The organism is Alteromonas lipotrueiana (assembly GCF_019249245.1).
In the GTDB taxonomy this organism is placed as follows: Bacteria; Pseudomonadota; Gammaproteobacteria; order Enterobacterales; family Alteromonadaceae; genus Alteromonas; species Alteromonas lipotrueiana.
Genome location: NZ_JAESDK010000010.1, coordinates 83,093 through 104,956 on the forward strand (window position 1 = coordinate 83,093; position 21,864 = coordinate 104,956).

The 21,864-nt window shown below is 47.6% G+C and carries 18 protein-coding genes and 1 tRNA gene; 13 read left to right on the plus strand and 6 right to left on the minus strand.

Features of this window, described 5'->3' with window-relative positions; genetic code table 11:
* Positions 1-31 precede the first annotated feature (31 nt).
* Both JK130_RS08530 and pdeM read left to right on the plus strand, forming a co-directional pair.
* The gene (locus JK130_RS08530) at positions 32-2,407 is read left to right on the plus strand and encodes a ligase-associated DNA damage response DEXH box helicase (protein ID WP_425514599.1); all 2,376 of its coding nucleotides are present in this window, start codon (positions 32-34) and stop codon (positions 2,405-2,407) included.
* 42 nt (positions 2,408-2,449) lie between these two features.
* Positions 2,450-3,163, plus strand: a complete 714-nt coding sequence (gene pdeM / locus JK130_RS08535) for a ligase-associated DNA damage response endonuclease PdeM (protein ID WP_218353894.1) — start codon at positions 2,450-2,452, stop codon at positions 3,161-3,163.
* A 62-nt stretch (positions 3,164-3,225) separates the two neighbouring features.
* Here pdeM and JK130_RS08540 read toward each other — a convergent pair whose 3' ends face one another.
* Positions 3,226-4,119, minus strand: a complete 894-nt coding sequence (locus JK130_RS08540; protein ID WP_218353895.1) for a carbon-nitrogen hydrolase — start codon at positions 4,117-4,119, stop codon at positions 3,226-3,228.
* Positions 4,109-5,167 carry an agmatine deiminase family protein gene (locus tag JK130_RS08545; protein WP_218353896.1) on the minus strand — a complete coding sequence of 353 codons (1,059 nt, stop codon included), beginning with the start codon at positions 5,165-5,167 and terminating at the stop codon, positions 4,109-4,111. Before JK130_RS08545 ends, JK130_RS08540 begins: the two co-directional genes overlap by 11 nt.
* A 510-nt stretch (positions 5,168-5,677) precedes the next feature.
* On the opposite strand from JK130_RS08545, the gene folE reads away from it, so the two are divergent.
* Complete coding sequence (gene folE / locus JK130_RS08550; protein WP_218353897.1) at positions 5,678-6,364, plus strand: GTP cyclohydrolase I FolE; 687 nt, start codon at positions 5,678-5,680, stop codon at positions 6,362-6,364.
* 17 nt (positions 6,365-6,381) lie between these two features.
* Here folE and JK130_RS08555 read toward each other — a convergent pair whose 3' ends face one another.
* Together JK130_RS08555 and JK130_RS08560 are read right to left on the minus strand one after the other, a co-directional pair.
* Entirely contained in the window at positions 6,382-6,684 is a 303-nt protein-coding gene (locus JK130_RS08555) for a hypothetical protein (RefSeq protein ID WP_343210990.1), read from the minus strand.
* Positions 6,685-6,880: 196 nt separating this feature from the next.
* The gene (locus JK130_RS08560; RefSeq protein ID WP_218353898.1) at positions 6,881-8,830 is read right to left on the minus strand and encodes an amylosucrase; all 1,950 of its coding nucleotides are present in this window, start codon (positions 8,828-8,830) and stop codon (positions 6,881-6,883) included.
* 303 nt (positions 8,831-9,133) lie between these two features.
* On the opposite strand from JK130_RS08560, the gene JK130_RS08565 reads away from it, so the two are divergent.
* Positions 9,134-10,363, plus strand: coding sequence for an MFS transporter (locus JK130_RS08565; RefSeq protein ID WP_218353928.1), 1,230 nt, complete (start codon positions 9,134-9,136; stop codon positions 10,361-10,363).
* Positions 10,364-10,382: 19 nt separating this feature from the next.
* On the opposite strand, the gene gloA2 is transcribed toward JK130_RS08565, so the two are convergent.
* Positions 10,383-10,775 carry an SMU1112c/YaeR family gloxylase I-like metalloprotein gene (gene gloA2, locus JK130_RS08570; protein ID WP_218353899.1) on the minus strand — a complete coding sequence of 131 codons (393 nt, stop codon included), beginning with the start codon at positions 10,773-10,775 and terminating at the stop codon, positions 10,383-10,385.
* Between the two features lie 203 nt (positions 10,776-10,978).
* On the opposite strand from gloA2, the gene JK130_RS08575 reads away from it, so the two are divergent.
* The 6 genes from JK130_RS08575 to JK130_RS08600 all read left to right on the plus strand — a co-directional run bounded on the left by JK130_RS08575 (position 10,979) and on the right by JK130_RS08600 (position 16,013).
* On the plus strand, positions 10,979-11,644 hold the full coding sequence (locus tag JK130_RS08575; RefSeq protein ID WP_218353900.1) for a cupin domain-containing protein: 666 nt from the start codon (positions 10,979-10,981) through the stop codon (positions 11,642-11,644).
* A complete protein-coding gene (locus tag JK130_RS08580; RefSeq protein ID WP_218353901.1) occupies positions 11,641-12,186 on the plus strand; it encodes a lipocalin family protein in 546 nt (181 codons plus the stop codon). Before JK130_RS08575 ends, JK130_RS08580 begins: the two co-directional genes overlap by 4 nt.
* Before the next feature lie 40 nt (positions 12,187-12,226).
* Positions 12,227-12,790, plus strand: a complete 564-nt coding sequence (locus tag JK130_RS08585) for a PhnA domain-containing protein (protein WP_218353902.1) — start codon at positions 12,227-12,229, stop codon at positions 12,788-12,790.
* Positions 12,791-12,880: 90 nt separating this feature from the next.
* The gene (gene pyrC, locus JK130_RS08590; RefSeq protein ID WP_218353903.1) at positions 12,881-13,921 is read left to right on the plus strand and encodes a dihydroorotase; all 1,041 of its coding nucleotides are present in this window, start codon (positions 12,881-12,883) and stop codon (positions 13,919-13,921) included.
* A 276-nt stretch (positions 13,922-14,197) separates the two neighbouring features.
* Entirely contained in the window at positions 14,198-15,577 is a 1,380-nt protein-coding gene (gene dbpA, locus JK130_RS08595) for an ATP-dependent RNA helicase DbpA (protein ID WP_218353904.1), read from the plus strand.
* Positions 15,570-16,013 (plus strand): ACT domain-containing protein, encoded by a 444-nt coding sequence (locus tag JK130_RS08600; protein ID WP_246587737.1) that lies wholly within the window; start codon positions 15,570-15,572, stop codon positions 16,011-16,013. The genes dbpA and JK130_RS08600 overlap by 8 nt, the downstream gene beginning before the upstream one ends.
* Positions 16,014-16,100: 87 nt before the next feature.
* Here JK130_RS08600 and JK130_RS08605 read toward each other — a convergent pair whose 3' ends face one another.
* Complete coding sequence (locus tag JK130_RS08605) at positions 16,101-18,158, minus strand: M13 family metallopeptidase (RefSeq protein WP_218353905.1); 2,058 nt, start codon at positions 18,156-18,158, stop codon at positions 16,101-16,103.
* Positions 18,159-18,531: 373 nt separating this feature from the next.
* Between JK130_RS08605 and JK130_RS08610 the strand changes: the two genes are divergently transcribed.
* The 3 genes from JK130_RS08610 to JK130_RS08620 all read left to right on the plus strand — a co-directional run bounded on the left by JK130_RS08610 (position 18,532) and on the right by JK130_RS08620 (position 21,851).
* Positions 18,532-20,373: an ABC transporter ATP-binding protein gene (locus JK130_RS08610; RefSeq protein ID WP_218353906.1), complete on the plus strand. Its 1,842-nt coding sequence runs from the start codon at positions 18,532-18,534 to the stop codon at positions 20,371-20,373.
* A gap of 42 nt (positions 20,374-20,415) precedes the next feature.
* Positions 20,416-21,594, plus strand: coding sequence for a tetratricopeptide repeat protein (locus tag JK130_RS08615; protein ID WP_218353907.1), 1,179 nt, complete (start codon positions 20,416-20,418; stop codon positions 21,592-21,594).
* 180 nt (positions 21,595-21,774) lie between these two features.
* Positions 21,775-21,851 (plus strand) — tRNA-Trp (locus JK130_RS08620).
* Positions 21,852-21,864 lie beyond the last annotated feature (13 nt).

The following is a 21,864-nucleotide window of genomic DNA, read 5'->3' on the forward strand; positions in this document are numbered from 1 at the left end:
GGGCTGGCAATTGCGTGATTATCAGCAGCAGATGCTTACCCAGGTTCCTCAGCAGGCAGCAACGTTATTAATTGCCCCCACCGGTGCGGGCAAAACTTTATCGGGTTTTTTGCCTAGCTTGCAGCACCTTGACGAATTTCCCATGGAAGGACTGCATACCCTGTATCTGTCACCGTTAAAAGCATTAACTCAGGACATCCATCGTAATTTATTAGAGCCGGTTGAAGAGATGGGTTTAGCAATATCTATTGAAACCCGTACCGGCGATACCCCTTCGCATAAGCGTCAACGCCAGCGCCGTAAGCCACCAAATATTTTACTGACCACGCCAGAGTCGTTAATGCTTATGCTGTCATACGCTGATGCAGATAAAATCTTTGGAAAACTAAATACGGTCATTATTGATGAAGCACATTCATTGGTAGCGAATAAGAGGGGCGACTTTACTACATTGGCGCTGGCCCGGTTACAGGCTTATGCGCCTACAATGCGCAGAATCGGTTTATCGGCGACGGTGGCCGAGCCGCCTTTGTTGGCAGGTTGGTTAGGGGAAACCGGTGAACCGGCCCATGTATTACAGGTAGATACGCCAGTGAAGCCTGATGTCAGAATGCTGCATAGCGAAGCCAGAATGCCCTTCGGCGGGTTTATGGCACGCTATGCTATTGCCGATATATATCGCGAAATCAGTAAAGCCGGAACTACTTTGGTCTTCGTAAATACCCGCGCTCAGGCAGAGCTGGTGTTTCAAATGCTATGGGAAGAAAATCACAAAGGCCTGCCTATTGCGTTGTATCACGGCTCATTAAGTAAAGAACAACGCCGCAAAACTGAAAATCTGATGGCTACCGGCAAACTTACGGCTATTGTATGTACATCTGCACTGGAGTTGGGCATAGACTGGGGAAATGTTGATTTAGTGGTTCAGGTCGGTGCGCCTAAGGGCGTAAGCCGGTTATTGCAACGTATTGGCCGGGCTAATCACCGATTAGATGAGCCTAGCAAAGCGTTACTGGTGCCGGCCAATCGCTTTGAGGCCCTAGAGTGTCAGGCGGCCATTGAAGCCATCAGCAATAATGAGCTTGATGGAGAGCGTCCGCAGCCCGGGGCTTTGGATATTCTCCCCCAGTTTATTATGAACTGTGCCTGTAGTGCTCCGGCCAATCCACAAATTATCTATCAGCAGGTATTAAATGCGCCGCCCTATCAGGGGGTTGATAGGCTGACCTTTGATAAGCTTTGGCAATTTACCGTGGATGGCGGCTATGCATTACAAGCCTACGATCGGTATCAGCGGCTGATTAAAAGCGATGATCAATGCTGGGAGCCAGCGTCAAAACGGGTTATTCAGCGTCACCGACAAAACATCGGCACTATAGTTGAGGCCGGACGGCTTAAAGTAAAACGTATACGCCGGGCTAACCAGGGCAAAATTATTGGTGAAGTTGAAGAACATTTTGCCCAGCAGTTAGTGCAGGGCGACACATTTTATTTTGCCGGTGAAGTGCTGCGCTATGAAGCAATACGCGATATGCAGGTTCACGCTAAGCCGGCAAAAGGCGGCGAACCAAAAATTCCGAGTTTTTCGGGTGGTCAGCTGCCTCTGTCCAGCTTTTTGGCTGACCGGGTAAGGGCTTTATTAGAAAATCCCGACCGCTGGCGGACATTGCCCGAACAGGTTCAGCAATGGCTGGCGTTGCAGCAGCAGTTTTCGGTCATACCGACCCAGCAGCAGGTATTAATTGAACAATTTGAATACCGTAAAATGCAGGTCAGTCTTTATTACACTTTTGAAGGACGCAAAGCCAATCAAACCCTGGGAATGCTTTTAACTAAGCGAATGGAAAAAATGGGCCTCAAACCCATGTCTTTCAGTGTGACCGATTATGGCCTATCCATCAGCGCATTGCGGCGTATAGACGAAACTCAGGTCGCGCAGTTGTTTGCCCCAGATATTTTAGGCGATGAGTTAGAAGACTGGATGCTGCAGGCGCCCATGCTTAAACGCTCGTTCAGGCAAGTGGCAGTGGTAAGCGGTTTAACCGAACAGCGCTACCACAGCAATCAAAAATCCATGAAGCAGGTCACCTTTTCTACCGACCTGATTTACGACACGCTACGTGAATACGACCCCGATCATGTATTGCTGGCGGTGACCCGGGCCGATGCAGAGCGCGAGTTACTCGACTTATCACGTCTGGCTGACTTGCTTATTCGATTTGTGGGTAAAACCCGGCTGATCAATCTCGACAAACCCTCTCCTATGTCGATTCCGATTGTATTAAATGTGCGCTCAGAACAGGTTAAAGGAGCGGGCGCTCATGCACTTATGGAGCAAGCAGATCTTTACGCCGAAGCAGACGCTATGCTCGATGAGGTCAGAGCGTTGCTGGCGGGTAAGCAATAACAGCCCGGCTATTATTTTTTCTTTGTAAAATAAGAGGTTTTTTTGGCAGTAAGTAACAGTGAATGGCTAAGTGAAAAGCTACGGCAAGCTCAAATTGTTGCCATGCGGTTCGCAGATAAAACCTGGCTTTTGGATGCCCGGGGAGTGGCTTATTTACCGCATAAGGATTTGCTGGTGGTATCAGATTTACATTTTGAAAAGGGCAGCTATTTAGGCCACTACGGGAACCCTATACCCCATTTAGATACACGGGCGACATTAAGCCGTTTAAACCGCATTGTAGAAGATTACAACCCCGGTACATTGATGTGTTTAGGCGATAGCTTTCATGACGCCCGTGGGGTAGAGCGGATGGCTCGCGATGACCTCAATACCCTGACTCAGCTGATTAGTCGAATAGATTGCTGGCAGTGGATATTAGGCAATCACGATCCACAGATTCCAGAACAACTGGCGGGTGAACGTCTGCACCGGACCCAGATTGATAGTATTGGCTTTTGTCATGAGCCCGAACCAGACTGGCCACAATGTCAGTATCAGGTTATCGGACATTTTCATCCCAAGGTAAAGTGTCGGGTAGGGCGTTATCCGGTTAAAGGCCGGTGTTTTGTTATGGGCGATAAGTATTTTGTGATGCCTGCTTTTGGCCAATATACAGGGGGGCTGTGGATAGATCATGAGGTTATGCAGCCCTTAGTGCCAAAAGCTTCACGCCGTTGTTTTGTGATGCAGGACGAGCGCATATTTGCCGTGTAATACTGTAGTGGCAGCACCGTTTATAAAAAAAGCGATGATAAATCATCGCTTTTAAGTTTAGCCTAATCGCGCCAGCGTTTGGTCAGGTCGCCATACGCATCAATGCGGCGGTCTCGAAAATAGGGCCAGATTCGTTTGACCTTTTCGGTACGGGCCATATCAAGCTCAACCATAAGTACCTCTTCTTTATCAGCACTGGCCTGGGCCAACACTTCACCCTGCGGCCCGGCAATAAAGCTTTGGCCCCAAAACTGAATACCAGGATCATTGTCTACCGGCGACGCTTCAAAACCGGTACGGTTGGCTACCACCACCGGAACTGAATTAGCTACCGCATGGGCACGCTGAATTGTTTGCCATGCGCCAAACTGGCGTTGCTGTTCATCGTCGGTATCGGTTTTGTCCCAGCCAATAGCCGTGGGATAAAATAAAATATCGGCGCCGCGCATGGCCATCAGACGTGCAGCCTCGGGATACCACTGGTCCCAGCATACCAGCACACCCAGCTTACCTACACTGGTTTCAATAGGTTCAAAACCCATATCGCCCGGCGTAAAATAAAACTTTTCGTAAAAACCCGGGTCATCCGGAATATGCATTTTGCGGTATTTTCCGGCAATTTCGCGACTTCGGTCAAACACTACCGCAGTATTGTGATACAAACCCGAACCACGTTTTTCAAAGAGCGAGGTAATGAGTACCACATTGTATTTTTCGGCCAGCTCTCCAAAAAAATCGGTAGCCGCACCAGGGATAGGCTCTGCCAGGTCAAAGGCGTCGGTATCTTCCTGCTGACAAAAGTACAAAGTGCTGTGCAGCTCCTGTAATAAAATACATTCGCAACCGTCGGCGGCCAGCTGGGCAACTTTATCGGCGCTATTTTGCCAGTTTGTGGCTTTGTCGTTATCTGCCACAGATTGTTGAACTAAACCTATCTTCAATGTATTAGCCGGCATAGACAGACACTCCTGCTTGAAGTTGAGAAATTACCGCATCTTTGAGGGTATGTTGTGGCACCTGCATTGAAATACAATGTAAACTGCCAAATTGTTGAACCAATGCCGAGCAATCAATTCCGGTAACCGTGAACTGCGGGTAAGCCTGACGCAGCACCGCCAGTGCTTCAGCGTCTTCGGGCTGATTATACACCGGGGCCAGAATAGCTTGATTACAGATTAAAAAATTTGCGTAAGAAGCTGGCAGGCGTTCGTTGTCATTATTGAACATAGCCGGTAAGGGCAGACGGTACTGATGATGTTCAGGTAAACGCTGGGCCAATTCCTCACATAACGCCGACAGACTTTTGAAGTGGTCATCATCAGGACGATTATCGCAGGCCTGAATTACCAGTGCTTGTTGTGGAGTAAAACGTACCAAGGTGTCAATATGCCCATCGGTGTCATCGCCTTGCAGATGGCCTTGCTGCAAAATGGTAACTTTATGGGCGCCTAACGCATCGTTGAATCCTTGCTCATACGCATCCAGAGTCATTTGTCCGTTACGCTTTGGATTGAGCAAGCATTGTGCAGTTGAAAGCAAATGGCCTTGAGCATCAATTTCAAGCGCGCCGCCTTCGGCAACCCATTCAATACTGGTCAGCTGCTGACGACAAAGCTTAGCCAGATACCGACGATTTACCTGGTTGTCTTGCCGGGCATCAAATTTTTCACCCCAGCCATTAAATGCAAACTCTACCGGCTGCGGACCATCAGGTCCTTCACAAGTTAAAAAGCCATAATCGCGAACCCAGGTATCATTATAATGAGCAGGGATCAGCAACACCCTGGAGTCTGTAGGAAGCTGCTCGCTGATGGTGTCAGCCTGAGTAGGCGGACACAATAGAATAACGCCGGCGCCAGCCTTATTTATATGCTTAATAATATTGCAATACGTACTGCGCACCGTTTGTAACCAAGGCGCCCAGTCGGTTTGCTCATGCGGCCAGGCCAGTATTACCGCATCCGCGCTGGCCCATTCGGGAAAAAGAGTTGAACCTGTGGTCATTAAGCAGTGTCCATAGTGTCGGCAAAAAATCGAAGGGTATAATAGCAGCCCTGTCTGGTTGACTAAATTGATTCGTCATAATTTTTATACCGCAAAGCCCGGTTTTTTCCTTAAGTACTTTGGGGTCTTAAGTAACCGATAGCAGAATGTAAAGTTTGCGCAACAGGGCGTTAGTGGGCCAGCCGCCCTAAGCCATTACAAACCTTGGCGTGAGCCCAGGCAAAGTGGGTAAAAAAAAGAGGCTAAATCGGCCGCTTATCCAGTCAGGACTTATAATTTTCAGTGCAGATTTTGTGCTTCAATATGTTACAATTGTCTGGCTGGTGGGGGAGCTCACTGATTTTTTTGACCCCTGGGTAAGCAAAGTGAAAGCGCCGGTGTGGTTAGAATTGATTTTTTATAGGCGTAACCAACCAATACATAATTAATAATTTTTGTATTGAGTATCCTGCAAAAGGACAGCGTTGGTTCAGCGTAAACTCTACCTAAGTTGTTGAATTGGATATAAGCATGTTAGCGAAAGACTCGGTGGTGGTGTGCGATGCACTAGAAGCAGCCATTTCTGAAGAAGCCCGAATTGTGCGTCAGGCCTTAGTAGATAAAGGTCTGGAAACACCTATGGTGGAAACCCGCTTGTCTGATGAAGACAAGCGCGAGCGTATTGCCGGAGCAATGGCTGACATCATGGACACATTGGGACTGGATAGAACCGACGATAGTCTGGCCGATACCCCGCAGCGTATCGCCAAAATGTACGTGAACGAAATTTTCGGTGGATTAGACTACGCCAGATTCCCTAAAATTACGCAGATTGAAAATAAAATGCGGTTAGATCAGCCGGTTCAGGTTAGCGATATAAATCTAACCAGTACCTGTGAACATCACTTTATCACTATTGATGGTACTGCCACGGTGGCTTATATCCCCAAAGACACCGTTTTGGGCCTATCAAAGATTAATCGTCTGGTGGGTTTTTTTGCTCAGCGCCCTCAGGTGCAAGAGCGCCTGACTCAGCAGGTAATGGTGGCGATTCAGGCATTGACCGGCACGCAGGATGTCGCAGTGAGTATTAATGCGACGCATTACTGTGTAAAAGCGCGGGGTATTCGTGATACTAATTCGTTTACCCGGACCAGTGCCCTTGGTGGTCGCTTTAATAGCGACTCGGATCTTCGTCGCGAGTTTTTCAGTCATTAATTGTATATAAAGAAACGTTAACGGATTAACGTTTCTTCTGCTACTTCTGATACCACCAGATTAATGTTGTCGCCAATTCCGTCAGCCGGAACAATTTCTAATTTGCACTTACAATTATCGCAATGTTCAAATTGCGCGGTGTACATATTGCGAATTTCATAGTGAGAAAGGCTGTTTTCGGCGCCGCAATGGGGGCATAGATATTCGTACTCAGAAGATGTTTGCATTCCTTCACCTTGACTGTTCATCGCTTGGGTAACTGTTTTACAAACAATAATCAGGCCAGCCTGACAGCCTTGCCCGTTAATTTTTCTGCTCACAAAACAATACCATTATTAAATAAGCCTTTTACACAATTAAGTAATGCTGTGGGGCGTAATAGTAAACTATAGTCTAAATTTGAAAGCAGACAGAAAAATTGAAAGTTTTTGCTTTTAATCAAGCGGGGGCGGGTGTTGATCAAACTGGGGTAAAGCCCATCTGTGAAAATAACACAGATGGGCTGGTTAAATTTGCCTAGTTAACTAGCCACCACTGCAGCTGGTATCCGTCCACGTTAATTTCAGTTTCGTTACCCGTGAGTTGTGAATCACTCAGCAAGTCCCGGGCAGCGGCACGTTGGACCACGGTTAATATGTCGCCATTAACAGACTGTGGCTGCTCACTGAAGTTGGCTATTATCATAAGTTGTTGACCGGTATTGCTGACACGTAAACAGGCAAAGGTATGTTCATTGTAAGTATCAAGTATTTGTGTGGAAGCATCGCCAAAAACCGGTTGTGATTTGCGAATTTTCAGCATTTTTTTGAGGCTTGAATAGACCTCTTTTTGACGATGTTCGATGATGTTTTTAGGGGGGCGCTTGCCCAGGGCCAAATCTATCTGCCGATTGGTAACCGCGACCCGGTTAACCCAACGGTCATCGTGTCGGCGTGAGGCATCGTCAAGGTAACTGTGGTCATTTAATAAGCCCAGCTCGTCACTTGAATACAGCAATGGTATGCCGCCGATACTAAAGACAATGCCGTACAGCAGGCGAATACGAGCTAATGCTGTATCCATTTGCTGTTTATCCTGAGAGGCCAGCGCGTTTTCTAATCCACACAAAGACGCCAGGGTGCCACAAACCCGACAATCACCATTAGACGGATTTTCGGCAAAAGGCACACCACTGGCAAACGAGCCTTCAAACCGACCCGTATAAAACTGATTCAAAAAGTAACGGTGGTCGTGGGGATTGACGCCAATCTCATGCGCGATATTATCGTCAAATGTCCAGCCAATATCATCATGACAACGAATGTAGTTCACCCAGGTAGTATCGTTGGCAATGGTAAAGCTTTTCTTCATAGAGTGGGTCAGCAAATTGGTTTTGCGGGTGGCCAGACTATCCCACAACAACGCCATTAATAGCGGGTTATACGACAACTGACATTCCTGCTTATCAATATATTTGACCACTTCGTCAGGGTGGACTATTGCTTCTGATTTAAACACCACTGCCGGCGCAACAATTTGTAAACACGCATTGAAAGCCTGTATAAGAATATGCGCAAAAGGCTGATTTTCGCAGTCTGTGCCCATCTCCTTCCAAATGAACGCCAGAGCATCCAGGCGCAGCGCGGAACAACCGATATTGGCTAAAAATAACATTTCTGCGGTGATAGCATTAAAGACCGCAGGGTTGCTGTAATTCAGGTCCCACTGAAAGCTGTTAAAGGTAGTCCAAACCCATTTATTCACAGTGTCATTGTAGGTAAAGCTGCCTCGACGAACCTGCGGAAAAATTTCGCGTAAAGTCGATTCGTACTTTTGTACCTCATCATGTTCGTCAAACATATAGTAAAAACTTTGATAGTGTGGGTCGCCGGCAAGGGCGCTTTGAGCCCAGCTATGTTCGTCTGAGGTATGATTAAATACAAAGTCGAGCACCAGTCGAATTCCCGCTTTATGTAATGCACTTGCAAGCACTTCGAGTTGTTTCATAGTGCCAAGTTGCGGGTTCACTTTTCGGTAATCTGATACGGCATAGCCGCCGTCGCTATCTCCATCAGGTGAATCATATAGCGGCATCAAATGCAGGTAGGTAATTCCTAAGTCTTTAAAGTAGGGTATTTTCTGGTGTAAATCAGTAATTGTCGGGCCGATTAAATCGACATAACACGCCATCCCGGTTTCTTTTTCGCTGCGATACCATAGCGGCTCTTCAAGACTCTGGACGTCCTGGTCGCGTAACCGATTTTTGCGCTGATGAAATCCCTGAGCCAGGGTTTTTACCAATTGCTGAAGATGAAAGTAACAGTCGTACTGATGCCCGTATACCATCACATAACGGGTAAACAGCGTCTCAAAATGATTGTGTAAACGCTGGGTAAAAAGCCTGGCATCCTCTGGGGTCAACACGCTCAGCGCACCTGAGGTCAAAATTCGTTCTAAGCAGGTATGGCTGTTTGCAGCATGATTCATCAGATTTCTTCCTTCAATAGCGTTGCGGCCATTGCATCATACGCCGGCTGCTTTAATGTTGTTACAAAGTGTTCACATAAATGTTTACACAAATGCAAACACTTGGTACTTTATCTTAAACGATTAAGTTAAAACTTCAAATTAAATGTCAGAGCATTAAAATCTCGTTTTGATGACTGTCATTTGTAGGTACAACACCGCTGCGTGACTTCATGACGTGCAGCTTATAACAGACTTGTGTCAAAAGAGGCAATACTCATGCATCAACCTCAGGGGTATCTTATACGCTGGCTTACTTACTTCATGTTTATGATGTTCGCGATGACGTCGGATTCTGTGGGGGAGATAATCAAAGAAGTAAAAATAGCGTTTGATATTACCAATGCCCAAGCTAGTTTAATGCATTCGCTTCCCATGTTGGGTATTGCGCTATCGGGGCTGTTTTTAGGATTTTTAGCCGATAAACTCGGCCGTAAAACCACTATTATTCTGGGCCTAAGTTTGTTTGGACTGGCCTGCTACAGTTTTTTACTGGCGAACGACTTTGTTTTTATTGTGGCATTAATGAGCTTATCGGGCATTGCGGTAGGCATATTTAAAACCGGCGCGCTGGCGTTAATTGGCGATATTTCTTCTTCCACAAAACAACATACGGCGACCATGAATGGCGCAGAAGCTTTTTTTGGGGTAGGGGCCATAGTTGGACCACTGTTAGTGGCCTGGTTAATTCACCAGGGCGTGGCGTGGCAATACCTGTATGTTATTGCTGGCGCTATGTGCACGTTGTTGATTGTCATTGCCGCTTTTGTGCAGTATCCGGCAAACCCAAAACCAAATGTTTCAACTACAGAAAAGGTATCGCTGCTTAAAAGCTTAAAGCTGGTTAAAAACCCGTATGCTCTGGGGTTTTCATTAGGGGCTTTTTTGTATGTGGCGGCCGAAAGCGCTATTTATGTATGGATGCCCAGTTATTTGGTGTGTGACGCCACCACGTTGAAAGCCACCTATGACTGTTATTCGAATGATGGGGCGCGTCAGTTGGCCATATACTCGGTGACGGCCTTTTTTATCTTGCGCGCGTTGGGCCGTTTTATCGGTATCTGGATGATGGCCCGACTGAACTGGACATTGGTGTTGATGCTTTTTTCCGGCGCCATTGTTTTGTGTTTTGGGGCGGGGCTGGCCGGCGGTAAACAGGTAGCGTTATATTTGTTTCCGTTAACGGGTATCTTTATGTCAGTTATCTATCCCACGTTTAACTCAAAAGGGATCAGCTGTTTTGAGCGTCATCAGCACGGCAGTGTAGCCGGGGTCATATTATTTTTCACCGCTGCGGGGGCTGCGTTTGGTCCTTTGGTCATGGGACTGGTGAGCGATGCAATGGGCGGTGACGCCAAATATGGATTTATGGTCGCAACCGGTTTCGCGGGCGCGTTATTTGCTGGCTTGCTATACAATTATTTGTACGATCCTACCAGCAAACGTTTACACGACATTGAAGCTCGTGACTATGGAGTCTCGACCCAATCCTGATGCGTTTAAAACATGTCTGTTATTCGCCACCTGTTTCATACAGCTCTAAGGGCAGGTTATCGGGGTCGCTGAAAAAGGTAAACCGTTTGTGTGTGTAGGGATCGGTGCGAACAGGTTCTACCTCAACCCCCGCGGCCTGCAGGTGGGCAATGGCCGCGTCCAGGTCAGATACAGCAAATGCTAAGTGGCGTAACCCCTGCGCTTCGGGTCGGCTAGGCCGGGCTGGCGCTCCTTCGAACGAAAAGAGCTCAATTTGCGCACCATCGGGTAGGGCCAGATCGCATTTATACGAGTGTCTGGCCGCGCGATAGTTTTCATCAATAATGCGTAATCCTAATGTTTGGCTGTAAAAGGCTTTAGAAGCCGCGTAGTCGCTGCAAATTATGGCTGCATGATGGATGCCGTTTAACATACTATTGTGGTGTTGAAATAAAATGATGCGGCAACATAACAAAAATTGTTGCCGGATACACCTGCCCGCACACCTTAAAATGCATCACGACAAGGGCGCTCATCTGGTCTTTAGTTCTCTATTTAGCGTATGGTATTGCTATGAAATGACGGTGGTTTTTAGCTATCGGACATGGTTTCTACAATCTTTTGGATACCCCTATCATGCTGAATCAGAATTACAGTCTGCCGGTTACTATCGATACCGGTACTCAACCCTGGGAAGCGTCCCCCGCATCAAAAGTCTGGCGTAAAAAACTTGAGCGTGAAAGTGCCGAGTCGGGCCGGGCTACGTCTCTGGTTAGGTATGACGCGGGTGCTTCATTTAAAACACATCAGCACCCTGACGGCGAGGAAATACTGGTGCTATCAGGCGTATTTAGTGATGAGTCGGGCGACTATCAGGCCGGCAGCTACTTACGTAACCCGGCCGGAACTGAGCATGCGCCCTGGTCTGAAGATGGCTGCGAGTTGCTGGTAAAGTTGTGCTATTTTCGTACCGGAGATTTACAGAATGTACGTATTGATACTCAAAAAGCCGGCTGGCACCAGGGCAACACTGCAGGACAAAAGCTGATCCCCCTGCATCAGTTTGATGAAGAAATAACGCAACTGATATGGCTTGAAGAAGACCAGACGTGGCGACCGGTAGTGCCTGAGGGCGGGCTTGAGTTATTCATCATCGAAGGCAGCCTGGAACTCGATGGAAATATACTAAACGCCCAGACCTGGCTGCGCCGGCCTGGATTCAACCGTTGCGAATTTACAGTAAACCAGGGCCCGGTACGGGTACTGATTAAAACCGGGCATCTGCCTACGGAGCCAGTATGAAAATTGTTTCTTTAGTCATCAGCTGTTTGTGTTTATTAGTGGGCTGCTCGGCCTCTAAACCTGACAATGTGAAGCCAGTTTCAGACTTTGAAGTCGACCGCTACCTGGGCAAATGGTATGAAATTGCCCGATTAAACCACAGCTTTGAGGAAGGACTAAGCGATGTCACTGCCACATACGGTGAGCGCGACGATGGGGGCATTAGCGTAACCAACAAAGGCTACAATGCCGAAGAGGGACAGTGGGATGAAGCCCAGGGTAAAGCTTACTTTGTAAAAGATCGACAAACAGGATGGCTCAAAGTCTCTTTTTTCGGTCCGTTTTATGCCAGCTATGTTATTACCCGTTTAGATAAAGAGTATCAATGGGCTCTGGTGACCGGTCCCGATAAAGAATATTTATGGTTACTGGCTCGCACACCTCATCTAGCAAAATCAGTGACAGATGACCTGCTAAGTTATGCTGAACAATTAGGTTACGACACGGATAAGCTGATATTTGTCGACCATAGCAAGACCCGGTCTGCCGCGGCTGATAAATAAGGTATACTGCGGTTTTAGTGTTATTGAGGAACAATGTGCTGTGAGCGAACAACAAGTACGAGAGCGGGCCGGGCAATGCTGCGAGCTATGCAAAAGTGAAGTATCGCTGAGCCTTTACGAGGTACCGGACTCGGCGGTAAAAGGTTTTGATAGCACTCTTTTGGTTTGCCAGACATGTACCAACCAGCTGACTGGTCAATCTACGCCCGAAGCAAACCACTGGCGGTGCCTGAATGATGCCATCTGGTCACCTACCCCCGCGGTTCAGGTTGTCGCGTGGCGTATGCTGCATCACTTTAGTAGTGAAATGTGGGCGCAGGATTTGTTAGACATGATGTACTTAGATGACGCCACGCAGCAATGGGCTGAAGCCAGTGGCGTTGCCAGTAATAATGAACCCACCCTTGACAGTAATGGGGTAGTATTAAACGCCGGAGACACAGTTCATCTTATTAAAGATCTGAACGTAAAAGGGGTTAGTTTTACCGCCAAACGAGGCACGGCAGTACGTAATATCGGTTTAAGTGATAACCCGGCGCACATTGAAGGCCGGGTGAACGGTACACGCATAGTAATAATAGCCGCTTACACAAAAAAAGCCTGAAAATGCCCTCTCATATTGAGCCGAAGATGCGCCAGGAAAGAAATTCGGGCATAATATCGCCCTATAATTTTTGTGGCGATAAGGCTCCTTATGCAATCTATTACACTACGGACTCCTGACGACTGGCATTTGCATTTTCGAGACAACGAAATGCTGGCTGAAACAGTACCAGCTACGGCCCGATGTTTTGCGCGCGCCATTGTTATGCCGAACCTGGTGCCCCCGGTCGTTAATGCCAGGCAGGCCGTGGCTTATCGTGAGCGTATTGAAGCGGCCCGCCCGGTCAATAGCCAGTTTACGCCGTTGATGACATTGTATCTGACCAATCAGACCACGCCCGAAGATATTGCTGAAGCTCACTCGGCCGGAGTTACTGCCTGCAAACTGTATCCGGCTGGCGCTACGACTAATTCTGATGCCGCAGTAACGGGTATAGAAGCTCTTTATCCGGTGTTTGAGGCAATGCAAAAAGTAGCAATGCCGCTATTGATTCATGGTGAAGTTACCGACAGTCACATTGATATTTTTGACCGGGAGAAGGTGTTTATTGAAACTCACCTTGCACCTATTGTGGCGGCTTTTCCCGAGCTCAAAGTGGTGTTTGAACACATTACCACCTCAGAAGCGGTGCAGTTTGTTAGTCAGGCCAGCGATTTTGTGGGCGCTACTATTACCCCCCAGCACTTACTGCTCAATCGTAATGACTTACTGGTAGGTGGGGTACGGCCCCATAATTATTGTCTGCCCGTTTTAAAACGAAACACGCACCAACAAGCATTGCGTGACATTGTTGCCTCGGGCTCACCAAAGTTCTTCCTGGGCACCGACTCTGCGCCTCACGCCCGGCACAAAAAAGAAAACGCGTGTGGGTGTGCTGGCTGTTACAGCGCCTGGAGCGCAATTGAACTGTACGCCGAAGTATTTGAACAGCTAGGTGATATCGGTAAGCTTGAAGGCTTTGCCAGCGAATTTGGCGCCGACTTTTACGGATTACCGCGCAATACCGGAACCATCACCTTAGAAAGGTCTGCCTGGCAGGTACCTGAACAAATAAAGCTGGCTGATGGTACAGATATGGTCCCGTTTTTTGCAGGCCAGACGCTAAGCTGGAAGCTACAAAACAATGTGTAAAATAACGCTGTAGTGCTGATTGTTAGGCTATTGTCTATTATAAGCGGCATATTATAGCCTGCCCGGTCTTTGATTTGCCCGACTCAGCAACGACACCTACAAGCCTGTTGATGATGCCAGCTTACTAATAAAGCGTTTAAACGGGTTACAGAGCAAATTAACAACAGTGCGGCGTTTACATAATGTTTGCACGTAAAATAAACCTATGGCTTTGTTAGAGGCGCCAATGCAAGCGGCGCGCAGCGTAGTCAGATAATGGCCGTCCAAGGACACCCAATGACCCAATTTAATACACTTAATCTTTCAGATAATATCGCGAACGCATTGTCATCTGCCGGGTTTGATACCATGACCCAGGTCCAATCTGCTACCTTACCCGATACGTTGTCTGGCCGGGATGTGTTGGTTCAGGCAAGTACCGGCTCAGGCAAAACAATTGCCTTTGCGGTGGCAGGTTTAAGTCAGATAGATGTTAGCGATTTTCGTACGCAGCTATTGGTGCTATGCCCTACACGCGAGCTGGCAGCGCAGGTAGGCGAGCAAATTCGGTTGGTAGGGCGTCAGATGGCCAATCTTAAAGTACTGACCTTATGCGGCGGTGAGCCTATGGGACCGCAAATACAATCGTTAAAGCATGGGGCCTCGGTCGTGGTGGGCACCCCCGGCCGGCTGGTTGATCATATAAGCCGCCGTACGTTGTCGTTAGCTCACGTTAAAGTGCGGGTACTGGACGAGGCCGACCGTATGCTGGATATGGGTTTTGCAGATGACTTGGCGAAACTGTTTTCGCTCACCCCTAAAAAAGTGCAAACCCTGTTTTTCTCGGCTACTTACACCGAGCAGGTTGAACATGAAGCCCAACGTTATCTGACTCAACCTATAGAGCATCGTCAGGTAAACGAAGATCTGCAAAAACCAGATATTGACCAATTGGTGTTTCGGGTAGATGACACTAATCGTATGCAGGTATTACAAGGGGTGTTGTCAGAGTACCAACCTGCAAAGGCGGTAGTGTTTTGTAACCGGCGTGAACAGGTGACTCAGGTTCACGAGATTCTGGAGAACGCTGGATTTGCAACCCGACCCTTGCAGGGCGAAATGACGCAGCCTCAACGTAATGAAGTGTTGGTACAGTTTGCCAGTGACAGTTTACAGGTACTGGTTGCGACGGATGTAGCCGCACGTGGCCTGGATGTCAAAGACATTGATTGTGTGATCAACTTTGCGGTTAGCGAAGAAGCCGAAGTGCATATTCACCGCATTGGACGCACCGGCAGGGCGGGAGCGAAAGGCACAGCTTATACCCTTTGTAGCGAAGCTGAAGAACCGGCCCTGGGCCGTATCGAGGCGCTATTAGACACCGCCTTACCACGTAAAGGCGGACAAAGTCTGCGCTTTCACGCCAATCGAATTAAAGCCCCTGAATTTCAATGCATTGCGGTAGGCGCAGGCAAAAAGCAAAAGTTACGCCCCACCGATTTTCTTGGGTCACTGACCCAGGAGGCAGGAATAGAAGGCAGTGATATTGGCAAAATTACCGTGCAAAGTCAGGTGAGTTTTGTTGCGGTTAAACAGCGAAGTGTTAAACGTGCCATGAAGCAATTTCGTGAAGGGCGTATTAAGGGCAAAAAAGTCAGGGCCAGAAAACTTGGATAGCCTCTTTCCGGAAAAAACACACGGAGAAACCGATTTAGCCACGTTGTTAAAAGGGCTATCGCCTGTCGTTATTGCGACTGACTTTTGGTATTGCCTGGTAACCGAAGCACAATTAAAGATGCTTTCGCTTGACGATATTTATGGTTTATTTCGTGAAGCAGAAGGCATTACAGTTATTTTAAATGAGCCTGCAACCGGACCCGCCGGATTGGCAGAAAAAGTATCAAAAATGCAAGGCCCGTTTGCGGCCATTACCTGTCAGGTACACTCAAGTTTAGCGGCGGTAGGACTTACCGCAACAATAGCCAGGGCGCTGACTCAGCATAATATCAGTGCCAATGTGGTGGCTGGGTTTTACCATGACCATATATTTGTCGCTACTGAGCATGCTGATAAAGCGTGTCGCGTTATGCAGCAACTGGGCTTGCAAAGTTAATCAGCTGTTTTGGGTTTGATGAATACTGCACACAATAAAAAAGGGCCCTAAAGGCCCTTTGTGTTTATTAAAACTGATAACCTGTGCTTACCAAATTTTAACGCGTTTGGCAGGGGGTAGGTACAACTCATCCTCTTGGGTCACATCAAAGGCTTCATAAAACTCAGGAACATTGCGCACTGCGCCATTTGCTCTGAATACAGCAGGCGAATGCGGGTCGGTTTGTACTTGGGTACGTAAAGCCTCGTCACGGTATTTGCTGGCCCAAACCTGGGCATAACCAATAAATACCCGCTGCTGACCGGTAAAGCCATCCATTATAGGGGCGGTTTCACCATCTAGCGACATTTCGTAAGCTTTAAGCGCAATACTGATACCGCCCAAATCGCCGATGTTCTCGCCTAGGGTAAATTCGCCGTTGACGTTTAACCCTGGCAGGGCTTCAAACTCGTTGTACTGTTCGACCAACATATTTGTACGGTTTTCAAATTCTTTTTTGTCGGTGTCGGTCCACCAGTTACGCAGCGCGCCATCACCATCAAAGGTCGCTCCAGAGTCATCAAAGCCATGGCCAATTTCGTGACCAATTACGGCCCCGATACCACCATAGTTAACAGCATCGTCGGCTTCCATATCAAAAAATGGGGGTTGCAGAATAGCGGCAGGAAACACAATCTCGTTCAAGGCCGGGCTGTAGTAAGCGTTAACGGTTTGCGGCGTGATACCCCATTCGTAATCTCTTACCGGACCTCCTTGTTTTTCAAGCATCTCTTCGTAAGCAACTTCTGCCGAACGCTTCAAATTACCCACCAGATCGTCGGGCTCAACCTCTAGCGCTGAGTAGTCTTTCCACTGGTCGGGGTAGCCAATTTTCACGGTAAACTTAGACAGTTTATCTAAGGCTTCTTTGCGGGTCTCATCGGTCATCCAGTCAAGATTCTGAATACTGGTTTTATAGGCTGCCAGTAAATTATCGACCAGTTTTTTCATGCGTTCTTTAGCTGCAGGCGGAAAGTGTTTTTCTACGTACACTTTGCCTATGACTTCGCCCACAGTGCCATTAAGTAATGACACCGCCCGACGCCATTGGGGACGCTGCTCTTCAACACCGCTTAATGCTTTTCCGTAGAAGGCAAAGCTTTCTTCATCAATGTCGGTACTTAACCGTGTAGCATTGGCATGCAACAAATGCCACTTAAGGTAAGTTTGCCAGGTTTGTAGATCGGTCTGGGTAATAAGGCTATCTAGTTGAGCCAGATAGTCATTTTGCATAATAACCAGGCCATCTAAATCGTTGAGTTTTAATTCTGATAAAAACAAATCCCAGTCAAACTCGTTCATGACGCTATCGAGGTTGTCCACGGCCACTTTGTCGTAGTTGGCAGCCCAGTCTCGGGTCAGTTCTTTTTTCATGTGCAATTCAGCGATAGAGGTTTCTAGCGCCATGATGGTTTCGGCTTTTTTCTGGCTGTCTTTTATGCCAGCCAAATTGAGCATATTCGCAATATGCGTCTGATATTTTTCGCGAAGCTCAACCGACTTTTCATCATCGTTGAAGTAGTATTCACGATCAGGAAGGCCCAGACCACTTTGATACGCATAAATCATATATGTGTCTGGTGATTTAAAGTCGGCGTACTGACCTAGTACAAAAGGAGCCCCGAAATTGTATTTATTAGCGTAAGCAAAATATTGGGTTAATGCTTTATAAGAATCAATGTTGTTAATCATCTCCATTTCATCTTTTATTGGCGATAGACCCAGTTTGTTGCGGGTTTCTGTATCCATGTAGCTTTTGTAAAAATCACCGACTTTTTGTTCGTTACTGCCTTTAGCAAACTCACCTTCAGCTGAGCTCTTTATGATTTTTATAACATCATCTTGTGCGGCATCACGTAAAATCTGAAAGCTGCCATATGAAGACTTATCGGCGGGAATTTCTACCGTATCCAGCCAACTGCCATTAACGTACTGGTAAAAGTTGTCGCCCGGATCGACCGAGGTGTCCATATTTTCTTTCATCACCCCAGAGGTTAACTGTTGTTGTGACTGACTTACGTTAGGTTCTGTCTGAACATTGTTTGAAGGTGTGCCGCACGCGGTCAGGGCCATGAGTACGGACAAGCTCAGAAGGGTTTTTTTCATTGTTATTCCTGTTGTAGTTATCGTGTGAAAAATATGCATTTTATTTATTAACATGGGTGAGCTATAAAAATCTTCTTTTTGGGGTAAAAAACATAAGTTGTAACATCTTAGTGTTCACAAGAAGTGTAAAGGTGGCACTGCAGTATGCAGACACCACTTATTTTTATGTTTACTTTATGGAGCCATGTGGGTTTATAACGTTCGGTGGTATCATTGCGCCCATTTTGCGTTGCTTACTCAGTATTTTGTCAAACAGTAACCGAATATTTCCGGCGGAATGCCAACAGGGGATTGTCGGAATAATAATTTTGTATCGCAAACCGTATCATAGGGCCCCGGTGGGCGCTCATCACGTATTTAAAAAAGAGTCGCTATGTTTTCATTTTTTGAACGACTAACTCAGCCGTTTCCTGATCAGTCACCTACCCAGCCCCCTAAGGGCATCGTCGCGTTTTGTCGGCATTACAGCCATGGCATGTGGAAAATTATTGCCATGGTGTCTTTGCTTAGCGCAGTAGTAGCGGTTTTAGAGGTCACCCTGTTTGGTTTTTTGGGCCAAATGGTCGACTGGTTTTCTGAACATGATCGCGAAACATTTCTAGCGAATGAAAAATGGACGCTGGTGGGGATGGGGTTCACCGTCCTGGTGCTTATTCCCGGGTTTATTTTGCTAAGGTCGCTGTTTAGTCGCCAGGCACTTATGGCGAACTATCCTATGCGAATTCGCTGGCAGGCGCACCGTTACTTACTGGGCCAAAGTTTAAGTTTTTTTCACGATGAATTTGCCGGACGGGTCGCCACCAAGGTAATGCAAACGGCGTTGTCAGTGCGTGAAACAGTAATGAAAGTGCTGGATCTGCTGGTCTACATCAGTGTGTACTTTATCTCTATGGTAGTGCTGGTATTTGCCACCGACTGGCGGCTGGCCGTGCCGCTGATTATTTGGTTCTTTGTGTATATAGCCATACTGCGGGCCCTGGTACCCAAACTCAAAACGGTATCTCAGCGGCAGGCTGACGCCAGGTCAATTATGACCGGGCGCATAGTAGACAGCTACACCAATATTACTACGGTAAAGCTGTTTTCACATAGTCGTCGCGAAGCGGACTATGCCAAGCAGAGTATGGACGGCTTCTTACATACGGTTTACCCGCAAATGCGGTTGGTTACCATTTTGGAAAGCTGTGTTGAGATGGCAAATGCCATTTTAATTTTTGCAGTGGGGGCGTTATCTATTTACCTGTGGTTGCACGAGGCTGTGTCGCCCGGCGATATCGCGATAGCAGTAAGTTTATGTTTGCGCCTAAACGGAATGTCGCACTGGATCATGTGGGAAGTATCAGGTTTATTTGAAAATCTGGGTACGGTGCAAGATGGCATTAATACCCTGTCACAGCCTGTGGCAGTAAAAGATAAACCCGATGCCAGCGCGCTCAAAGTAAACGGCGGCAAAATCGAATTCGACAAGGTTAATTTTGGATATATGGGGGCTAACAATACACCCATAGAAGTATTTAAAAACCTTAATATCGATATACGTGCTGGTGAGAAGGTAGGGCTGGTAGGGCGCTCTGGCGCGGGTAAATCGACCCTGGTAAACCTGCTTATGCGGTTCTACGATACCCAGTCTGGTGCCATCCGGATTGACGGTAAAGCCATTGATGAAGTACCTCAGGAAAGTTTACGCTCCTTGATTAGCATGGTGACGCAGGATACCTCGCTGATGCACCGTTCGGTACGCGACAATATCTTGTATGGGCGCACCGATGCTACCGATGAGCAGGTGATTGCTGCGGCTAAACAAGCCGAAGCGCATGAGTTCATCCTTAGCCTGACCGACAGTGCCGGGCGCACCGGCTACGATGCCCACGTGGGCGAGCGCGGTGTGAAGCTGTCTGGCGGCCAGCGTCAGCGTATTGCTATCGCCCGGGTGCTGTTAAAAGACGCGCCTATTTTGATTCTGGACGAAGCGACCTCAGCGCTGGACTCTGAAGTGGAAGCGGCCATTCAGGAATGCCTGAACTCGGTGATGCAAAATAAAACTGTTCTGGCCATCGCGCACCGGCTATCGACCATCGCCCAGATGGACCGGCTGTTGGTATTAGATAATGGTCAGGTCGTAGAGTCGGGCACCCACAGTGAACTGGTGGCCCAAAAAGGCATTTATGCAAAATTGTGGGCGCATCAGACCGGAGGCTTTATCGGCGTTGAATAACCGTGTATTAATATAGGTACAGCGTTTAAAGGGAAGTAAGCAGTGCGGCCAGAACAAATTATTTTTATTATACTGATGGTATTACTTGGGGTTAGCGCCTGCGCAACCCCGGTAACGCCCATTGAAAAGGCACCTGACCCACTAAACTGGCAACAGTATTATTCGACACAGGGCGTCCCTGTGGTACCGGTGCTAAATGAACATAATGTGTACGCTTTATCTGAAACCCAGCGTAAAAGGTTTTTGACATGGTTCGAGGCACCGGCGCAGCAGCACTTACTGCCCCATAAGCGACTGGCTGCTTATCTGGAAAATACCTTACACGGTTTTTCTTTTAGTGGTAGCACCCATACGGCGCAAGAAGCGGCGCGTGAGGCAGAAGGAAACTGTCTGAGTCTGGCAATTCTTACTGCCGCTTATGCCCGTCTGGCCAATCTTGAAATTAAATTCCAGGCCGTCAATAGCCCTCCCTTGTATAAAAAATACGGCGATCTGATGCTTATTTCGTCGCATGTAAGGACCAAGATTTTAAAGCCCGCTGTCAAGGATGATTCGACGAGCGAAAATACCCTGAAAATCAGCCAGGGCGGGATCATTATTGATTACTTTCCACAGTTCGATAATGTGACCGGCGGGGATGTCTCCGGGAATGGGGTAACGGCCATGTTTTATCGTAACCACGTAGCACAGGCATTGATCGAAAGCCGCTACGCTGAAGCGTTCTGGCTGGCTGATAAAGCCTTAACACTGGCGCCGGATGATCCTGAAAATATTGCCGCAATGGCGCTGACGTTAAGGCGCTTAGGCAGGGGTGAGGAGGCAGACAAGTTGTACCAGCGAAGCGTCGAAGCGGGGATAAATAATGTCACTTTGTTAAGTAACTATGGTAAACACCTGCAAATAACCGGTAAATATGCGCAAGCCGATGAGATAGACAAACTGATATTGGATAACGAAGACGACAATCCCTATGCCTGGGTGGTTCTGGGCCATGAGCGACTCGCCGCAAAGCAACCACGAAGGGCAGAAGCATTGTTCAAAAAAGCGTTGCGCCTGGCGCCTTATCTGGATGATATTTATATGGGCCTGGCCAGTAGCTATTTTTTACAGGGAAAGCGTCTGCTGGCGGAAGAAGCGCTAACACGTGCTTATGAACTGGCATGGGATGAAAAGTCAAAATTGCAGTATGAAAAAAAACTCAGCGTATTAGAAACTTTTTAACTGAAGTTGTAACCATAGACACGCAGCGATTACAGGGTGGTTTAAACCGATAAAACCCTTGTATCTGCGACGATCATCAGTATAATTCGCATCCCTCCTTGCGAATCCGCACTTTCCTTAAGATAAGACGCAAAATTCACAAGGACAATGTTAGTAGAATGCCGTATTTATCGGTACTAAAGGGGTGTAGTTCGAATTGGTAGAACAGCGGTCTCCAAAACCGATGGTTGGGGGTTCGAGTCCCTCCACCCCTGCCAGATTGATTGTTCT